The following is a 16270-nucleotide window of genomic DNA, read 5'->3' as shown; positions in this document are numbered from 1 at the left end:
AGCGCACCTGTAGGAGGAACGTCGAGTGCAACTGGATTTCGCCGCGCGAGAGCTGACCGTCAAGCTCGTGTACTACGGGCCGGCGCTCAGCGGTAAGACCACCAATCTGCAGGCGTTGCATCAGGCTTCTGACACCGAGAGTTCCGGGCGTCTGATGACCCTCGAGACGAAGGACGACCGCACGCTGTTCTTCGATCTGTTGCCGCTGACCTTTAAGGGTACCGGGGGCCTGAGCGTGCGGCTCAAGGTCTTCACCGTCCCGGGTCAGGTGATTCACGCTTCAACCCGCCGCTTGGTCGTTCAGGGCGCGGACGGCGTCGCGTTCATTGCGGACAGTCAAGAGAACGAGACTCAGCACAATGCCGAGTCCTTCATGGACTTGAAAGAGAACCTCAAGGCGAACGGTCTGCTGCTCAAGCAGATGCCGCTCATCATCCAGTTCAACAAACGCGATCTGAGGAACATCCGCAGCGACGAAGAGATCGCGAAGCTCGCCGCACAAGGTCGTGAACCGGTCTACCTCGCGGTAGCCACTCGCGGTGAGGGCGTGGTGGAGAGCTTCATCGGCCTGCTGCATCTCACGATGAGCCACCTCGACGCCGAGCACGATCTGACAGGTAAGTTCGGCATCAGCACTCAGGGGCTGCTTGAAGAGGTCAACCAGAAGCTCGGCATGCGAAAGCCCGTCAGCGAGGTGCTATCGGCCGCGGTCGGAGGCGCTCTAGACGTGCTTCGCCCGGTGGAGGACGAGGGATGAGCGCTAGCACCACCGAGCGCACTCTCGACGAGCTCACGCTGGATTCGAAGCTGAGCCTCGAGGACCTCGTCGATCGCGGTGCCCTACGCGAGATGGTGCACAGCTTCTACGAGCTCTTCCGAATTCCGCTGCGCATCTACAGCGAGGACGGCGTGATGCTCAGCGACGTCTCGGAGCAGCCCGCGATCTACGCCTACCTGAACGAGTTCCGGGGATCTCGCGAAGCGCTGCTCGCTCTGGTTCAGCGGGTCAAGGGCATCGACCCGAAGGTCGAAGGGGAGATCTCCCAACCCTGCATCACCGGCGCCGTCTACCAAGTGTTCGCCATCCAATATGATGGGCGCCAGATTGGTCGGCTGATCCTCGGGCCCTTCCGCTCCCCGGAACACCGAGAGGTTCCACGGGAGCTCCTGGAGCTCGATCCGGGGTTAGAGCTTGCGAAACTCAAGCCGCTACTCGGTCAGCTGCCCCTCGCCGGGCACGACACGGTGGCCCACATCGCGCGTCACCTGAAGGGTGCACTCGATCTGATCCTGTTCAGCGGGCACAAGGCGCTGCTCACCACCAACATGCACCTCGCGAGCGTGCGTGAGAGCTTCCGTGAGCTGCAGGAGAAGAATGCGAAGCTGCAGGATGCGTACAACCGCTTGAAGGAGCTCGACCGCCTGAAAAGCAACTTCCTCGCGACCGTGTCCCATGAACTCCGCACACCCCTGACGTCCATCATCGGCTACAGCGAAATGCTCGCGGAGGGCATCGCGGGGGACATGACCGACGAACAGAAAGAGTTCGTCACCACGATCCACGACAAGGGTGAACAGCTGCTCGAGCTCATCATGGGCTTGCTCGACCTCTCCAAGCTGGAGAGCGGCACGATGAGCCTCAACCGCCGTGAGATTGATGTCGAGCCGCTGCTGCAAGACGTTGCGAACACCTTGCAACCTACCGCGCGGAAAAAAGGCGTGAACCTCGTCGCCCGAGACTCCCTCGGGCTGCCTGGGATCTGGGCGGATCCAGAGCGCCTGCGTCAGGTTCTGCTGAACCTGACTGAGAACGCCATCAAGTTCACGCCGGAGGGCGGCACGGTGGAGCTCTCGGCTGATGGTAGCTTCATGGATGTCGACAACGACGACGCCGATGGTGGCGGCATGGTGCTCTTCAGCAACAAGCGGCCCGCGGTGGACCTGATCGTGACCGACTCGGGCATCGGCATTCCAGATCACGAGAAGCAGCGAGTATTCGACGCCTTCTATCAGGTAGATGGCAGCTCGACGCGGGAAGCAGGCGGCACGGGCCTGGGACTCTCGATCGTCAAGCGCCTCGTTGACGCGCACGATGGACGCATCGACATCCGCGACAACGAGCCCCACGGTGCCCAGTTCGTGGTCACGTTACCGCGGCGCCGTGCCAGTCTCTCGGGATGAAGGTTCCGCGCGGTGAGCGACAGCGCTCCCAGCATCAAGGCACCCGGCGACGCGGCACTGAGCGCGCACCCCGCGGCAGCCGATCGACGCCCACCGAAGCCGAGCTCATCGGGGTCCTGACTCGCGAATTTGCCAGCGTAGATGGCGCGGCTCACGTCGCCCTAGGGATCGGCGACGACGCCGCCTGTGTGAGGTTCTCTGGTAACCTTGTCGTGAGCGTCGACGGGCAGATCGAGGGCACACACTTCCGACGCGAGTGGCTCGGTCTGGACGACGTGGGCTATCGAAGTTTCCAGGCGGCAATTAGTGACTTGGCTGCGATGGGAGCATCGCCGGTGGCCGCCGTCGCCCATTTGACCCTTCCCGAGCGGTTCTCGACGGCGGAGCTGCGGCGCCTGACGCGAGGCCAGGCAGAGGCCGCCCAGGCGACTTCGTGCCCGGTGGTTGGGGGCAATCTCAGCCGCGGTCCAGAGCTGACGGTGGTCACGACGGTGCTGGGGAAGGCTACTCGTTGCTTGAGCCGCAGCGGTGCTCGGCCGGGAGATGAGCTTTGGCTCTTGGGCGAAGTCGGTCTGGCGCGTGCTGGGTTGGAACTGTTGAGCGCGTCCACTCCGGTCCGCTCTGTGGCGACGAGGCGAGCCGTTAGCGCCTGGCGTCGTCCACGGGCGCTGCTTGATGCCGGACGCGGGTTGGTCGGCAAGGCCCACGCGTGCTTGGACGTGTCCGATGGCTTGGCGCGTGACGCGCGCAACCTGGCTGTGGCGAGCGGGGTCCGTGTTGAAATCCACGCGGAAGCGCTGGGCGCCGCCCTGAGCATCGACTTGGGGAAGGCTGCGCGAACCCTGGGTGTGTCCCCGCTTTGGTTGGCCTGCGAAGGAGGAGAGGACTACGCCTTGCTCGCCGCCGGGCCCTCACGGCGTCGCCCCGCAGAAGCAAAAGTCATCGGCGCAGTTCGCGCAGGTGACGGTGCTCACTGGGTGGAAGCAGGTGGTTCGAAGCCGCTCACCGGCGGCTTTGATCACTTCTCAGGTCAGTGACCGCTAGCAGGTTGTTGAAGAACACCCTGCCAATCAACAACGACCGCGCCCGCGCGCAACTCGAACAGATCTCGCTCTCGCAAAACCCTCACTTCTATGGGGTTTTGCGAGAGCGTGGTTCGAAGATCCGCGCGGATAAGCTAGAAGCCTGGGTCGGTTACCGGCGGCGGGACGAAGCCGTTGGTGCTCGTTGGCTTCGGCTTCGTGGTTGCAGTCGGGGCTGCGCTGGCGGTTGCGGCTGGACCGGGCTTGACCTTGCCCACGCCACCAGCGTGTGGCGCTTGGCCGCCCGCGTTGGCTGGTTTCGTCTCTTTCTCCAGCTCGTCAGCGCTCAGGGTCGCGCCAGCGTCCTCACCCGGAGGCGCCGCCGGGTCGGGAGCGACCGTCTCCGCTTCCGGAGCGGTGCCCGTTTCTGCGGTGGTGGGCGCCGTCTCGGCGGTGTTAGCCACTGCGGTCTGCGGCGCCTCGGCCTTTGGCTGCAGCTTCATGACGGCGAACGCGGCGCCGCCGCCCAACACCGCAAGGCCGAGCAACAGCCCGAGCACCAAGCCCGCGCCAGACTTCTTCGGCTTGATGGCGGGCGCGGCGGTTTCGGTTCCGTACGGAGTACCATGCGCGAGGCCATACTCCCCGCTGGGAGGCGGAGGCAGGCTGCTGATGTGTCCGCTGCTTGGGTGTGCGCTGCCGAGCCCGCTGCTCGATTGCAGGCCGGCGTGTGTCGACAGCTGCACGGTCATCGTATCGACCAAGGTGCCCTGCGATGGCGGGACAGAGTCGCCGTCCGAAGGGCGACTCACACGAGGTAGGGAGACCTGGCTGAGCAGATCGGGCATCGAGCGCATCTGGAGGCGCTCCTGGTTGTTCAGCGCTCGCTCGTCCGCTTGCTTGATCGCTTCGCGCAGCGCCTCGCGGCGCTTTTCACCGCGCTCCCCCAGGAGCCCGGTGATGAACTTGCCGACATCGTCGGCCCTCACGCGCGGCATATTAGGCGGAAAAACGCGGTCGAGCGCGGCTTCGAACTCTGCCGCCGTCTGGTAGCGCTCGTTGGGGTCCCGCGCGAGGGCCTTCATCACTACCGTCTCGAGGGGGCGAGGGTAGTCCTTGTCGAACGCTCGGGGCGCGACGATCGGTCGATCGGAAACGATGTTCTGCAGCGTGATCACATCACTTTCCCCGCGGAAAGGATGCTTGCCGGTGGTCAGCTGGTAGAGGATGATGCCGAGGGCGAACAGGTCCGTCCGACGATCGATTTCCTCGCCCAGCGCCTGCTCCGGGCTCATGTAGGGGGGCTTCCCCTTGATCTGACCTGCGTTGGTCTCCGCGGCACTGCGCCCAGCGGCCTTTGCAACACCGAAGTCGACGATCTTTACCTGCCCGTCGAAGGTGAGCAGGATATTCTGTGGGGAAATGTCGCGATGAACCAGGCCTAGAGGCTCGCCCGTTTCGTCCTTGAGCTCGTGCGCCGCGTGCAACCCTGCGCAAGCGTCCGCCACGATACGCACCGCGATGTTGCGTGGGATTCCGCCTTCCTTTGCGGCGGCGCGCCGGATCGCACTGAGCGGTTCGCCGTCGACCCACTCCATCACGAGGTAGAGGATGTCGTTCTGCTCACCGAGGTCCTGGATCTGTACGACGTTCGGGTGACGGATGTTCGAAGCGATGGTGGCTTCATCCAAGAACATCTGCTCGAACATCGGATCATCACTGATCGTCGGCAGCATGGTCTTGATGGCGACCGTCTTCGAAAAACCACGCGTCCCATGCAAGCGCGCTGCCCATACGGCGGCCATGCCCCCTTGTGCGATGGGCACCAGGAACTCGTAGCGACCGAGGGTCTGACCAGGTTGGATTTCCCCAAGCGTCTGCATCAGCTGAATGACTCAGCGTTGCAGACGGCGGGCCGTCGCACAAGATGAGCACCGTCGATCTGAGGTCTCGCGCCCGGAGAGGTGCGATGGGCAACCACCCTCGGCGCAAGCCAGCGTCTCATCTCGCTTCACGCCCCCTCGGGCGACGTGTGAGGCGCGGGCGTTTACCTGGGGATTCGCGCTTCGAACCGACGCACGGCGGAAGCCTCCACGAAACACTTCGGGACAGACATATAGTGCGGAGTTGACCTTGCAGTCAGCAGCTGGATTCGGTCGTCCGTTCGAGTCAGCGCGCCCGGTTCCGTTGCCGCTTCTTTGCGGTGTAGAAACAATACTGCCGCAGGGAAACAATCACGGCTGACTGGAACCTGAACTCCGCCCCAGGCGCTCGAGCCCGAACCCAAGCAACAGCGCGCTGACGAGAGACAACGCGGTCGCACTGATCACGAACTGCAGACGCGTGGAGCCGAGCAACTCCCAGCCCTTTGGGATGTGGTGCGCAGCGTTGACGTTGGCAGCTGCGGAGAGAAAGAAACGTGAAAAAACCACGCAAAATCCCAACAAACCAAGCGCCCAGAGCCAGCCTTTCGGGGCGCTTCCGATGCGCCGTGGGGCGAGCAGGGCGAGGGCGCTGCCTCCCAAATGGACTGCGTAGGACGTGGGGATGATGTTCGAGTTCGCCAGCCAAACGTCACTCAGCCACACGATAGTGCCTGGCAGGAGCCAGATCCCGCCTGCTGCGCACAGCTGTGGCCTGCGCGTGACCCAGCCCAGGGCCAGGACCAACGCCGAGACGTTGCAGACCCAACAGCAGTCTGCAGCGCGTCCTTCCCGAAGCGCGACGCCGTCATGGGCGAGGGCGGCGACCAACAGGGCAAACCCCAGTACTCGATCCCAGCCGCTCGCTCCCATGACCCTTACCTTGCACCTTGCGTCGCTGTGGGAGCCTGACCCCTGTGTGCCGAACAGCTGACCGCTGTCCTCGCCCAACGCGCTAAAAAATATTCTGGGCCCAACCTGTGAACACGTTGTTGAACACCTTAGCGTAACTTGTGTTCAGGGCTGCGGAAGTTCAGGTTCCGGCGATGTTCCGTCTGTGGGTAAGCAGGGCTGGGACTAGGTGTGCACATCCGGTGGACCCCCAGATGCTGGGTTTTTCGCCTGGACGCACCCCAAGGGGTTGGGGTATTCAAGGCGCTCACTGAATGTTCTTCCCTGCTCACGGGTACAGCATCAGCGGCTTGAGGCTTTGGCGCCCAGCGCGTCACGAATCATAAGATCAGTGCATCAAAGGATCAGTACCGGCCCAAAGACTGGAACTCTGCGCAGCTAGTCAAATGGAGCGCTGCACAGGTTCTCCGTCCCGGTCTTCCAGGAGTGTGAGCGATTCGGGAGCACTCGAGTGCTCACAAGCCTGCCCAGGTCGGAAGGCTGACACCTTGGTTCACTGGCTTGGACAGTATCCAAGTCGAGTAACTCAATGCCCCGCGCGTCACCGCAAGACGCAGGGCCGCCGCGATAGGCAGGGCCACCGCAATAGGCACGGCAGCGATAAGCACGGCACCGCAAACGCGCACATCAGAAGTCATCAGAACCATGCTCGTCTCAATCAACAGCCAGACGCTACTGAGGGCCGTGAAACACGGCTCTGCGTGCTGTGGGTTCAGCGGGCGGGATGGGTTCAGGGGGCGTGGTGGGTTCAGCGGGCGCGGTGCTCTGTTGCGGAGCGGACCAGCAGGTTCCACGCGCTTCGGCGCGCTCGTAGGTCATCCAAAGGTTTGAGGGGATAGGGAGTGGCGTCGAGCCGTTGGGCTTGGCGTTGGTCTCGTTTTGTGACGCAGCGGCCACGGGCTGACGAAGTTTCGAGGTCGACGAGCAAGGAAAGAAAGCGGCTTCGCGTGAGCGGGGCGTAACCAGGCATCGCTCGCACAACGGGCGAGCCGTCGAGTCCCCGCTGGGGGATTGGTTTTGAGGTCGTGCTGGTCACGACCAGACGTCGCAGCAGCGCTGCGGCAACAAAGAGGTCGCGCGGGTCGGCGCGAGATGGAAGGGATGAGAGCAAAAATGGCGCAATCGATGGTGGGGCATGAATCGGGGGCAAAGCAGGTGAGCGCAGGGATCTCGACTCCTGGAGCAGGGCAGAGCACGAGCTCTGCCGAAGGGCTTCAATTCAAACGACGCTACACGACCCAAGACGTGGCTCCGTTCGACCAGGTCGAATGGCAGCGGCGTACGAGTGTGATCACCAACCCCGATGGCTCGGTGGTCTTCAAGATGGAGGGTGCAGAGATCCCCCGCGAGTGGTCTCAGCTGGCGACCGACATCGTAGTCAGCAAGTACTTCCGCAAGAGCGGCCTCCATGGTCAAAAGGATCAAGGCGAGACCAGCGTGCGCCAGGTCGTGCACCGCGTAGCGCACACCATCCGTGTTGCGGGTGAGCGCTTTGGCGGCTACTTCGCCACGCCGGAGGACGCCGAGGTGTTCGAGCAGGAGCTGACGTTCTTGTTGGTGAACCAGTACGGCGCCTTCAACTCGCCGGTTTGGTTCAACTGCGGGCTCTACCACGAGTACGGCATCGAAGGTTCCGGAGGGAACTGGGCCTGGAAAGAAGGTACGGTCGACGCGATCTCAGAGACGCCCAACGCGTACATCCGTCCCCAGTGCTCGGCGTGCTTCATTCAGTCGGTCGACGATGACCTGATGAGCATCTACGAGCTCGTGAAGCACGAGGCGCGCTTGTTCAAGTACGGCTCCGGAACGGGTACCAACTTCAGCGCGCTGCGTGGTCGTCAGGAGAAGCTCTCCGGTGGTGGCACCTCGAGCGGCCTGATGAGCTTCCTCGAGGTGCTCGATCGCGCCGCAGGTGCGACCAAGAGCGGTGGCACCACACGTCGCGCCGCCAAGATGGTGTGCCTCGACATGGACCACCCCGAGATCGTCGATTTCGTGCAGTGGAAGGTGCGGGAAGAGAAGAAGGCGCGTGCGCTCATCGCCCAGGGCTTCGAGTCCGACTTCAACGGCGAAGCTTACAAGACCGTCAGCGGTCAGAACTCCAACAACTCGATCCGCGTGAACGACGACTTCATGCACGCGGCGACTACCGGCGGAAAGTGGCACACCCGCGCGCGTACCACGCGCGAGGTGGTGGACACCTACGACGCGGGCGAGCTGTGGAATATCATCGCGGATGCCGCCTGGAGCTGCGCCGACCCGGGCGTGCAGTACGACACCACGATCAATCGCTGGCACACCTGCCCGAACACGGATCGCATCAACGCCTCGAACCCGTGCTCCGAGTACATGTTCCTCGACAACTCGGCGTGTAACCTCTCGTCGCTGAACCTCACCAAGTTCCTCGACGCGGACGGTCACTTCGATGTCGACGGCTACCGGCACGCCATCGAGCTGTTCTTCGTGGCCCAAGAGATCCTGGTGGATCTCTCCAGTTACCCCACGGAACAGATCGCGCGTAACTCCCACGACTACCGTCCTCTGGGCCTGGGCTACGCCAACCTGGGCACGCTGCTGATGGTGCTCGGCATCCCGTACGACTCCGACAAGGGGCGCGCCATCGCCGGCGCACTGACGGCCATCCTCTGCGGCCACGCCTACCGCGTGAGCTCCGAAATGGCTTCCAGCAAGGGCGCCTTCAACGGCTACGCGAAGAACCGCGAGCCCATGCTGCGCGTGATGCGCATGCATCAGGAGGCGGCGTACGGCATCGACCGCGACCTCTGTCCGGAAGAGCTGTGGCGCGCCGCGTGCGATGACTGGGACAGCGTGGTCAAGCTGGGCGAGCAGCACGGCTATCGCAATGCTCAGGCCACGGTACTGGCTCCTACGGGAACCATCGGGCTCTTGATGGATTGCGACACCACGGGCATCGAGCCGGACTTCGCACTGGTGAAGTTCAAGAAGCTCGCTGGCGGTGGCTACTTCAAGATCGTCAACCAGGCAGTGCCCCACGCGCTCGCGCACTTGGGCTACAGCCCGGTCGAGGTCCAAGAGATCGTTGCGTACATCTCCGGCACCAACACCCTGGTCGGCGCGCCCCACGTGAATCGTCAGACTCTCAAGGAGAAGGGCCTCGACGATCAAGATCTGCGCAAGGTGGAAGACGCGCTCCCGGGCGTGTTCGATCTCAATCTGGCGTTCTCACCTTGGGTGCTCGGCAAGGACACCTACCAGCGGCTGAATATCACCGCGGAAAAGATGAGCCAGCCGGGATTCAACCTGCTCAAGCACCTTGGCTTCACCGCCAAGGAGATTGAGGCGGCGGGAGACGTCATCGTTGGACGCATGACCATCGAAGGCGCGCCCTACCTCAAGACGGAGCACCTGCCCGTGTTCGACTGCGCGAACCGCTGCGGCCGCACGGGTGAGCGCTACCTCGAGCCGATGGCGCACATCCGGATGATGGCAGCGGCGCAGCCGTTCCTCTCAGGTGCGATCAGCAAAACCGTCAACCTGCCCAACGAGGCAAGCGTGGACGACGTGCGGCGCATCTACGAAGAGGGCTGGAAGCTCGGCCTCAAGGCGGTCGCGCTGTACCGCGATGGGTGCAAGGCCTCACAGCCGCTCTCCACTTCGAGCGATCAGAAAGAGGAAAAGGAAGAGGCGGTTGAAGTTGCGGCGAAGCCCGTCGTGCAAATCCGCCCGACCGGCACGCGCGTGCGCCTACCGAAGAAGCGCTCGGGCTTCACCCAAGAGGCATCCGTCGGTGGCCACAAGGTGTTCCTCCGCACGGGCGAGTACGAAGACGGCTCCCTCGGCGAAATCTTCATCGACATGCACAAGGAAGGCGCCGCCTTCCGTTCGTTGATGAACTGCTTCGCCATGGCCGTGAGCGTGGGCCTGCAATACGGTGTGCCCCTCGAGACCTACGTGGAGCAATTCACCTTCACGCGCTTCGAACCCCACGGCGTCGTGTCGGGGCACCCGAACATCAAGTTCTCCACTTCGATCGTCGACTACATCTTCCGCGTGCTCGGCGTGGAGTACCTGCAGCGCTACGACTTCGCTCAGGTGCCTCCGGAAGAGGAGCCGGTATCCATCGCCGATCCGGTGGAGACGCGACGTCAGGAGGAGGCGCGCGCACTGCCCGCCGCCACCGCGACCGCTGCGGCCAGCGAGAGCCACAGCACCGGGCTCGACGCACAGCTCGAAGAGATGATGGGTGACGCGCCGGTCTGTGACGGTTGCGGGCACATCACCGTCCGCAACGGCGCTTGTTACAAGTGCCTGAACTGCGGCAACTCGATGGGCTGCTCCTGACCGTCTGAGGCCACCGCCCCTTGTTCCAAGGGCGGCGCGTCCACGACCCGCGGCTCGTGCTGACAACAGTACGAGCCGCCGGCCGTTTGTGGCCTCTCGCCTCGCTTCGAGACACTCCAGGGCGGTTGCCGCCAAAAAAGTGCTTAACGGCAGGCCGCCGGGCGGGGTCTAAGCGTACGACCCGGGGACGCCTCGTGTCTCGCTGCATCCACGGCGCTTTGTCGAGGGTTTGTGGGCTTGAGGGAAAGCCAGCTACCCTAAGCAGAGCGAGCACAAAGACTTCAGTAAACGGCCCGGCATAGACGTAGAACTTGAGGTTTTCGCTACCGTGAGGCGCGAAAACACGGGGCAATTGCTCCGGGACTGAACTAGTGTGGGGCCCACTCAGCGCCGCCACCAGCCAGGCCACGCCCGCTGGGTCCGAAGTGCTAGGAGACGACAGAATGAAAGCCAAATCGAACAAGCGCGTGATGATCCCGGTGATGCTCGGGCTGTTGATCCCCGCGGGCGCTCTCATCGTCCCCGGCTGCAAAAAGGACGAGCCGCCGCCTCCCTTGCCCTCCGCCGCGCCCGAGCCGACCGAGGTGAAGACGCTGACCCTCGAGGAAGAGGATGCTGGCGTGGACGCGGACGCGGACGCTGGCAAGAAGGTCGTTGGCAAGGGCGTGCCAGCCTCGAGCCTGAAAAACTGCTGCGCTGCGCTCGCTCAGAACGCGAAGAGCGCACCTCCGCCGAACAACGTCTACATGAGCCAGGCCGCTGCGGTCTGTTACTCGATGGTTGCTCAGGGCCAAGGCAGCGGCACCATCCTCGGCGCGATCCGTGGTGCGTTGAAGGGCGCGAACATGCCCTCTTCCTGTCGCTGATATCCACGCGGAATCTTTGGTCGTGATTCCTTCGCGCTAGCGTGCGGCGGGGGTAGGGGAGACGAAGCATGAGAGCCAAGCAGCAACTAGCGGTCCCTGCAGTCCTAGGCTTCGTCTCCATCGTGGGGTTGTTCTTACCGGGCTGTCCAAACAAGGACGAGCCGCCGCCGCCGTTGCCGGAGGCCACTGCCGACCCGGCGCCCTCAACGTCCCTCCAGCTCGAGGCTGAAGACGCGGGCGTCGATGCCGACGCGGACGCCGCCAAGAAGGCCAAAGGCGGTCCCGCTCCGGCTTCGGGTTTGAAGACGTGTTGCGCCGCTCTGGCGCAGAACGCGAAGAGCGCGCCTCCGCCGAACAACGTCTACATGAGCCAAGCCGCGGCCGTTTGCTACTCGATGGTGGCCCAAGGGCAGGGCAGCGGCACCATCATTGGGGCGATCCGCGGCGCCCTCAAGGGCGCGCAGATGCCGTCCTCGTGCAAGTAAGTAGCGCTGACCTGTCCTGACGCCACTCGAGTGCTGCGTCGCGGAGCGTCAGTTGCGCCCCAGCTTCGAGTTCCACGGTGTTCCGATCGGGCGTTCGTTTGTTGCCTTGTGGAAACGGCGACGAGTTGCGCGAGGAGAGCTGGTGCGGCGAATTTGAGCCGTATGTGTCCCGCTCCTCAGGTGACATACGACTTGCGCAGCATCGGGATGCTGGCAGTATCTAGCACCTTCTGCTCGGCCCGGGACTTGGGTTCGGGGGGGAGGCGGCACCGCGCTTCACGGCGCTTGCCCGCCGCGGCTGGGCGGTGCGTCGAGGCAGTGTGATGAAACAGTGCGTCGAGACAGTGCGTCGAGACAGTGTGACGAATCGAGAAGAGTGGACGTAGGCTGATGGGCTCCGAGATCAAGGGGATCTGGTTTCTCGTCGCTCGAGACGAAGTGGACTCTCGTTGGGGAGAGGAGGCCTACGCCACTCTGGCCGACGGAGTGCCCGCGCAGTATCAGAGTGCGCTGACGGATCCCCTGGCATCGAGTTGGTATCCTGAGGAAGCGCTGCAGTGCGCCCTCGAAGCGATGCGCGAGCGGTTGGTGTCAGCAGAAGACGCGTATCGGGAGCTGCTGTTTGGGTGCACCCAGCGCGGCATGGGACGCTTCTTTCGCGCCATGATGCGCATCACGAGTCCGCATTTCGTGCTGCGTCAGGTGCCGACGATGTGGCGGCACATCCGTCGCGATACGGCGGACATCGAGGTATCTCTGGGGGAACCCACGTCGCGAGTCACCTACTCGGGCTTCCCCTACTTCGACGACCCAAACTACCGCATCCTGGTGGAGGGCAGCTTGGCCGCCCTGGTTGAGCCCACGGTAGGCCGCCGGATCCCGGTGCGAGTGGAAGACTTCGGTGACGACTGGCTGCGTGTCGCGATCACCCACGGTTGATCGTTTGTAGCGAGGCGCGGGGTGTTGTACGGCACTCTCATGGGAGATCCTCACCCCCAAGTTCCCATTGATTGGCAGAGCCTGGGCCAGGAGTCCTTGAAGCACTTCAAGGCGCTCTTGCGCATCGATACGACGAATCCTCCGGGCAACGAAATCGAGGCCGCGAAGTACATCGCAGCGCTGCTCGATCAGGAGGGGATCGAGTACCAAATGCTCGAGTCGGAGCCCGGGCGTGCTTCGCTCGTAGCGCGCCTGCGGGGCTCCGGTAAGGCAGGGCCGTTGCTGCTGAACGGGCATTTGGACGTCGTGCCCGTGGACCCGGAGGCGTGGGACCACCCGCCATTCGACGCGGTGGAGGCCGAAGGCTGCATCTGGGGGCGTGGCGCCATCGACATGAAGAACATGGTCACCATGGGACTCATGACCCTGATCACCTTGCATCGCCGAAAGGTGCCCCTCGATCGCGACGTGATCTTCGCGGCGGTTGCCGACGAGGAAGCTGGAAGCGACAAGGGTGCAGTATTCCTGGTGGAAAATCACCCGGAGCTGGTGCGCGCCGAATACGTGCTGAACGAAGTCGGCGGCCACACGCTGTACATGGGAGATACGCGCTTCTATCCGATCCAAGTCAGCGAGAAGGGGATCTGCTGGTTCCGGCTGAAGGCGATTGGCGAGCCGGGTCACGGGTCCATGCCGCATCCAGGGAACCCGGTGCTGCGCATCGCCCGGGCCATCGAGAAGCTTGGCTCTACTCGGCTGCCGCAGCACAACACGGAGGTGGTGGAAGGCTTCTTGAAGGCGCTTGCGGGCGGCGCGCCATTCCCCCGTAACAAGGTGATGGCCCTGTTGCTGCACCCTGCGTTCAGCAACAAGCTGCTCGACGTGCTGGATCGCGTGCAGGCGGACCAAGCCATGGGCATCAACGCGATGCTTCGGCACACGGCGGCGCCGACCATGCTCAGCGGGAGCAAGAAGGTCAACGTCATCCCAGGCAGCGCCTCGGTGACCGTCGATGGCCGCGTGCTGCCCGGATACTCCACCGACGATTTCCTCCGGGAAGTGCAAGCGGTAGTGGGAGACGACCTAGAGCTCGAAGTGCTGAATCAGCACGAAGGCACGCGTTTCGATAGCAACACGCCGCTCTACGATGCGATCTGCAACAGCCTGAAGCGCCACGACTCGGCAGCGGTTCCGGTGCCCTACATGATCCCCGGCTTCACGGATTCCTTCGCCTATGCGCGGCTCGGAGCGACCTGCTACGGGTTCTCGCCGGTGAAGCTCGGGCCGGAGCTCAACTTCACCCGCATGTACCACGGCCACAACGAACGCATCCCGGTGGACGGCTACCTGTGGGGCCAGCGGGTGCTGTACGAGCTGGTCGAAGGCTTCTGCAAGGTGTCGTAGCAGCGCGGCGGGGTACTGCCAGCGAGCCTTATTGCCAGCGGGACCACGCGTCCAAGTAGAAGTGCACGAGCGCCTGGTTGTCCAAGCGATTGACCGGTGTGGCGACGGGCTGCATGTCCTCGGGGAAACTGAAGGCGAGGCGTAGGGTCTCCGGGGTGAGGTACGCCAGCCCCGAAACTTGAAGATCCCGAGGCGGGACGAACGGCGCTTTCTTGGCCAAGACGTAACCCCACTCGCCAAACGCGGGGACGAACACGTGATAGGGCGCGGTGCTGAAGCCGACGCTGCGCAGCGTAGCGTTGATGCACCAGTACGCCTGCAGCGCGAAGAGCGGGCTCGTGCTCTGCACGACCAGGGCGCCATCATCAGCCAAGCGTTCGTAGATCGTGCGGTAGAAGCGCGCGGAGTAGAGCTTGCCCAGGGAGTAGTTCGTCGGGTCCGGGAAATCCAAGATGATTACGTCGAAGCGTCGATCGTGGTCGCGAAACCACACCATCGCATCGCTGTTGTGCACTTCCATCCGAGGGTCGTTCATTGCCCCACGGTTTTGTTCCTTGAGCAGGGGGTTGTGCTTCCCCAGCTCGGTCATCGCTGGATCCAAATCCACCAGGGTGATGCGCTCGACGCCGGGCCAACGCAGGATTTCTCGCGCCGCCAGGCCGTCCCCGCCGCCTCCGACGGCGACCTCGGCATGCTGCCGCGCGCTCTGCATCGCGGGGTGAACCAAGGCTTCGTGGTAGCGATACTCGTCAGCGGTATCGAACTGCAGGTTGCCGTTCAGCTGTAGCTGGAAGGTCTTGTGACCCGCGTTCTGACGTTCCGTCAGAACGATGCGTTGGTAGCGAGAGTGCTCCGCGAAGATCACCTTTCCGGGAAACAGCGCGGACTCCGCGAGGCCGGTGACACGTTCGCTCTCCAAGATCCCTGCGGCGAGGATCAGGAGCACCAGTACGGCGCGCACCCGGGCACCGCCAAAGCTGCGGCGTTCGCCCGCGTCCGTGCTTGGTAAAATCCATGTGGAAACCAAGGCCACGCCGGCGTTGAGCAGTCCGCACACCAAGGAGCTGCGCGCTAGGCCGAGCTTGGGCACCAAGAGCAAACTGAAGCCAAGCGAGCCGATCAGCGCGCCGGCGTAGTCGAAGGTGAGCGCCCTGGCGATCAGGTCCTTGAAGGAAAGCTCGCGGCCCAAGAGGCGCATCAAGAGCGGAAGCTCGAGTCCAACCAGCGTGCCGACCACCAGCACCATCCCATACAGGATGAAGTGGAACGCAGCCGTGTAGGAAAACGCCAGGAACAGCAGCGGTGCGCTGGCGCCTCCGATCAACGCCGCGGCTAACTCCACGTCCACAAAGGTGAGCGCCAGGCGCCTATCGATGAACTTCGATATGTACGCCCCGAGGCCAAGGGCCGACAGGTAGAGGCCGATGATCGTCGAGAACTGAGTGACTGAGTCGCCGAGCACGTAGCTCGCGACCGCCGCCATCACGAGCTCGTACACCAGCCCAGCGGTGGCGATCACCAACACCATCCCAAGCAACGCGGGTGCGTTGACCTTGGGAGGTAGGGTCCAGGCGTTGGGGGACCCAGTGGAGGTGGGCGGCGGCGAACTGGAACGGCTCTCCGCGGATGTTTCGGGTGCGCCGTCCGACGCTGGCGCGTCGGACGAGGGGCTCGCTTCGGCTACGGGTGCGCTGGGATCAGCCGCCGACGGCGGCTGCGATGATGATGCTGAGTCCAAGGATGACCGAGCCGATCAGGACGGCGAGCGCGGTGTTCTGGTCCTCCTCGATTTCCTTCCGGATCGAGAAGGGGGTCACCATTTTGATGATCATGAAGCTTATCGCAAACATCACGACGCCAATCAGGCAGTAGACCAGCGAACCGACGAGCGCCTTGATGAAAGGTGCGAAATCCATCTTCCTTGCCTTCCTTCGTCAACGAGACAGCAGGGTTTCCTGAGAGTTGAGCAGCCGCCGGCATCGCTTTGGCCCCCGAACGCCCGTTCCCAAGACTTCCAGGCAGAAAGCCACAGCACGAAAGGCTGTGTCCGCTCGCGAGCGGACTTGGGACCCCGGCGATTGTTATCACACTCCCGCGGGATGTGAGAGCTGCTTCGCACGCTGAACGCTCTGCCCCGCCGCATTGTCGCCCCACTTCCGGCCTTCGAGCTAAGCTTCTCCTACGCCTGCTTGATGCGGCGCAAATCTCTTGGGGGA

At 63.5% G+C, this 16270-nt stretch carries 12 protein-coding genes; 8 read left to right on the top strand and 4 right to left on the bottom strand.

Annotation, left to right across the window (positions count from 1 at the left end):
• Positions 1–25: 25 nt before the first annotated feature.
• The 3 genes from H6718_00635 to thiL are packed head-to-tail and all read left to right on the top strand — an operon-like array spanning position 26 to position 3218.
• Positions 26–757: a gliding motility protein gene (locus H6718_00635; GenBank protein MCB9583869.1), complete on the top strand. Its 732-nt coding sequence runs from the start codon at positions 26–28 to the stop codon at positions 755–757.
• Positions 754–2181, top strand: coding sequence for a PocR ligand-binding domain-containing protein (locus H6718_00630; GenBank protein MCB9583868.1), 1428 nt, complete (start codon positions 754–756; stop codon positions 2179–2181). Before H6718_00635 ends, H6718_00630 begins: the two co-directional genes overlap by 4 nt.
• Positions 2178–3218: a thiamine-phosphate kinase gene (gene thiL, locus H6718_00625; protein MCB9583867.1), complete on the top strand. Its 1041-nt coding sequence runs from the start codon at positions 2178–2180 to the stop codon at positions 3216–3218. Before H6718_00630 ends, thiL begins: the two co-directional genes overlap by 4 nt.
• A 140-nt stretch (positions 3219–3358) precedes the next feature.
• Here the strand turns inward: thiL and H6718_00620 are convergent, their stop codons facing one another.
• A complete protein-coding gene (locus H6718_00620) occupies positions 3359–5086 on the bottom strand; it encodes a serine/threonine protein kinase (GenBank protein MCB9583866.1) in 1728 nt (575 codons plus the stop codon).
• Positions 5087–5437: 351 nt separating this feature from the next.
• Positions 5438–5998 (bottom strand): hypothetical protein, encoded by a 561-nt coding sequence (locus H6718_00615; GenBank protein ID MCB9583865.1) that lies wholly within the window; start codon positions 5996–5998, stop codon positions 5438–5440.
• Positions 5999–7162: 1164 nt separating this feature from the next.
• Here H6718_00615 and H6718_00610 point away from each other — a divergent pair.
• The 5 genes from H6718_00610 to H6718_00590 all read left to right on the top strand — a co-directional run bounded on the left by H6718_00610 (position 7163) and on the right by H6718_00590 (position 14054).
• Positions 7163–10360, top strand: a complete 3198-nt coding sequence (locus H6718_00610) for a vitamin B12-dependent ribonucleotide reductase (GenBank protein ID MCB9583864.1) — start codon at positions 7163–7165, stop codon at positions 10358–10360.
• Between the two features lie 494 nt (positions 10361–10854).
• A complete protein-coding gene (locus H6718_00605; GenBank protein MCB9583863.1) occupies positions 10855–11226 on the top strand; it encodes an acyltransferase in 372 nt (123 codons plus the stop codon).
• 68 nt (positions 11227–11294) lie between these two features.
• A complete protein-coding gene (locus H6718_00600; GenBank protein ID MCB9583862.1) occupies positions 11295–11711 on the top strand; it encodes an acyltransferase in 417 nt (138 codons plus the stop codon).
• Between the two features lie 390 nt (positions 11712–12101).
• A complete protein-coding gene (locus H6718_00595) occupies positions 12102–12650 on the top strand; it encodes a hypothetical protein (protein ID MCB9583861.1) in 549 nt (182 codons plus the stop codon).
• A gap of 39 nt (positions 12651–12689) precedes the next feature.
• A complete protein-coding gene (locus H6718_00590; protein MCB9583860.1) occupies positions 12690–14054 on the top strand; it encodes a M20/M25/M40 family metallo-hydrolase in 1365 nt (454 codons plus the stop codon).
• Positions 14055–14082: 28 nt separating this feature from the next.
• On the opposite strand, the gene H6718_00585 is transcribed toward H6718_00590, so the two are convergent.
• Together H6718_00585 and H6718_00580 are read right to left on the bottom strand one after the other, a co-directional pair.
• A complete protein-coding gene (locus tag H6718_00585) occupies positions 14083–15582 on the bottom strand; it encodes a polyamine aminopropyltransferase (GenBank protein ID MCB9583859.1) in 1500 nt (499 codons plus the stop codon).
• A gap of 169 nt (positions 15583–15751) precedes the next feature.
• Positions 15752–15970, bottom strand: a complete 219-nt coding sequence (locus H6718_00580) for a DUF350 domain-containing protein (protein MCB9583858.1) — start codon at positions 15968–15970, stop codon at positions 15752–15754.
• Between the last annotated feature and the right edge of the window lie 300 nt (positions 15971–16270).

This window comes from Polyangiaceae bacterium (genome assembly GCA_020633205.1).
GTDB lineage: Bacteria > Myxococcota_A > Polyangia > Polyangiales > Polyangiaceae > JAHBVY01.
The sequence above is the reverse complement of the archived record's forward strand: the minus strand, read 5'-3'. Positions and strand labels throughout refer to the sequence as shown.

Excerpts from the sequence above, each read along its gene's own strand:
- H6718_00590 (MCB9583860.1), top strand. The coding sequence starts at position 12,690 with ATGGGAGATCCTCACCCCCAAGTTCCCATTGATTGGCAGAGCCTGGGC.
- thiL (MCB9583867.1), top strand. The coding sequence starts at position 2,178 with ATGAAGGTTCCGCGCGGTGAGCGACAGCGCTCCCAGCATCAAGGCACC.
- H6718_00600 (MCB9583862.1), top strand. The coding sequence starts at position 11,295 with ATGAGAGCCAAGCAGCAACTAGCGGTCCCTGCAGTCCTAGGCTTCGTC.
- H6718_00630 (MCB9583868.1), top strand. The coding sequence starts at position 754 with ATGAGCGCTAGCACCACCGAGCGCACTCTCGACGAGCTCACGCTGGAT.
- H6718_00620 (MCB9583866.1), bottom strand. The coding sequence starts at position 5,086 with ATGCAGACGCTTGGGGAAATCCAACCTGGTCAGACCCTCGGTCGCTAC.
- H6718_00615 (MCB9583865.1), bottom strand. The coding sequence starts at position 5,998 with ATGGGAGCGAGCGGCTGGGATCGAGTACTGGGGTTTGCCCTGTTGGTC.
- H6718_00580 (MCB9583858.1), bottom strand. The coding sequence starts at position 15,970 with ATGGATTTCGCACCTTTCATCAAGGCGCTCGTCGGTTCGCTGGTCTAC.
- H6718_00610 (MCB9583864.1), top strand. The coding sequence starts at position 7,163 with ATGGTGGGGCATGAATCGGGGGCAAAGCAGGTGAGCGCAGGGATCTCG.
- H6718_00585 (MCB9583859.1), bottom strand. The coding sequence starts at position 15,582 with ATGGTGTTGGTGATCGCCACCGCTGGGCTGGTGTACGAGCTCGTGATG.
- H6718_00595 (MCB9583861.1), top strand. The coding sequence starts at position 12,102 with ATGGGCTCCGAGATCAAGGGGATCTGGTTTCTCGTCGCTCGAGACGAA.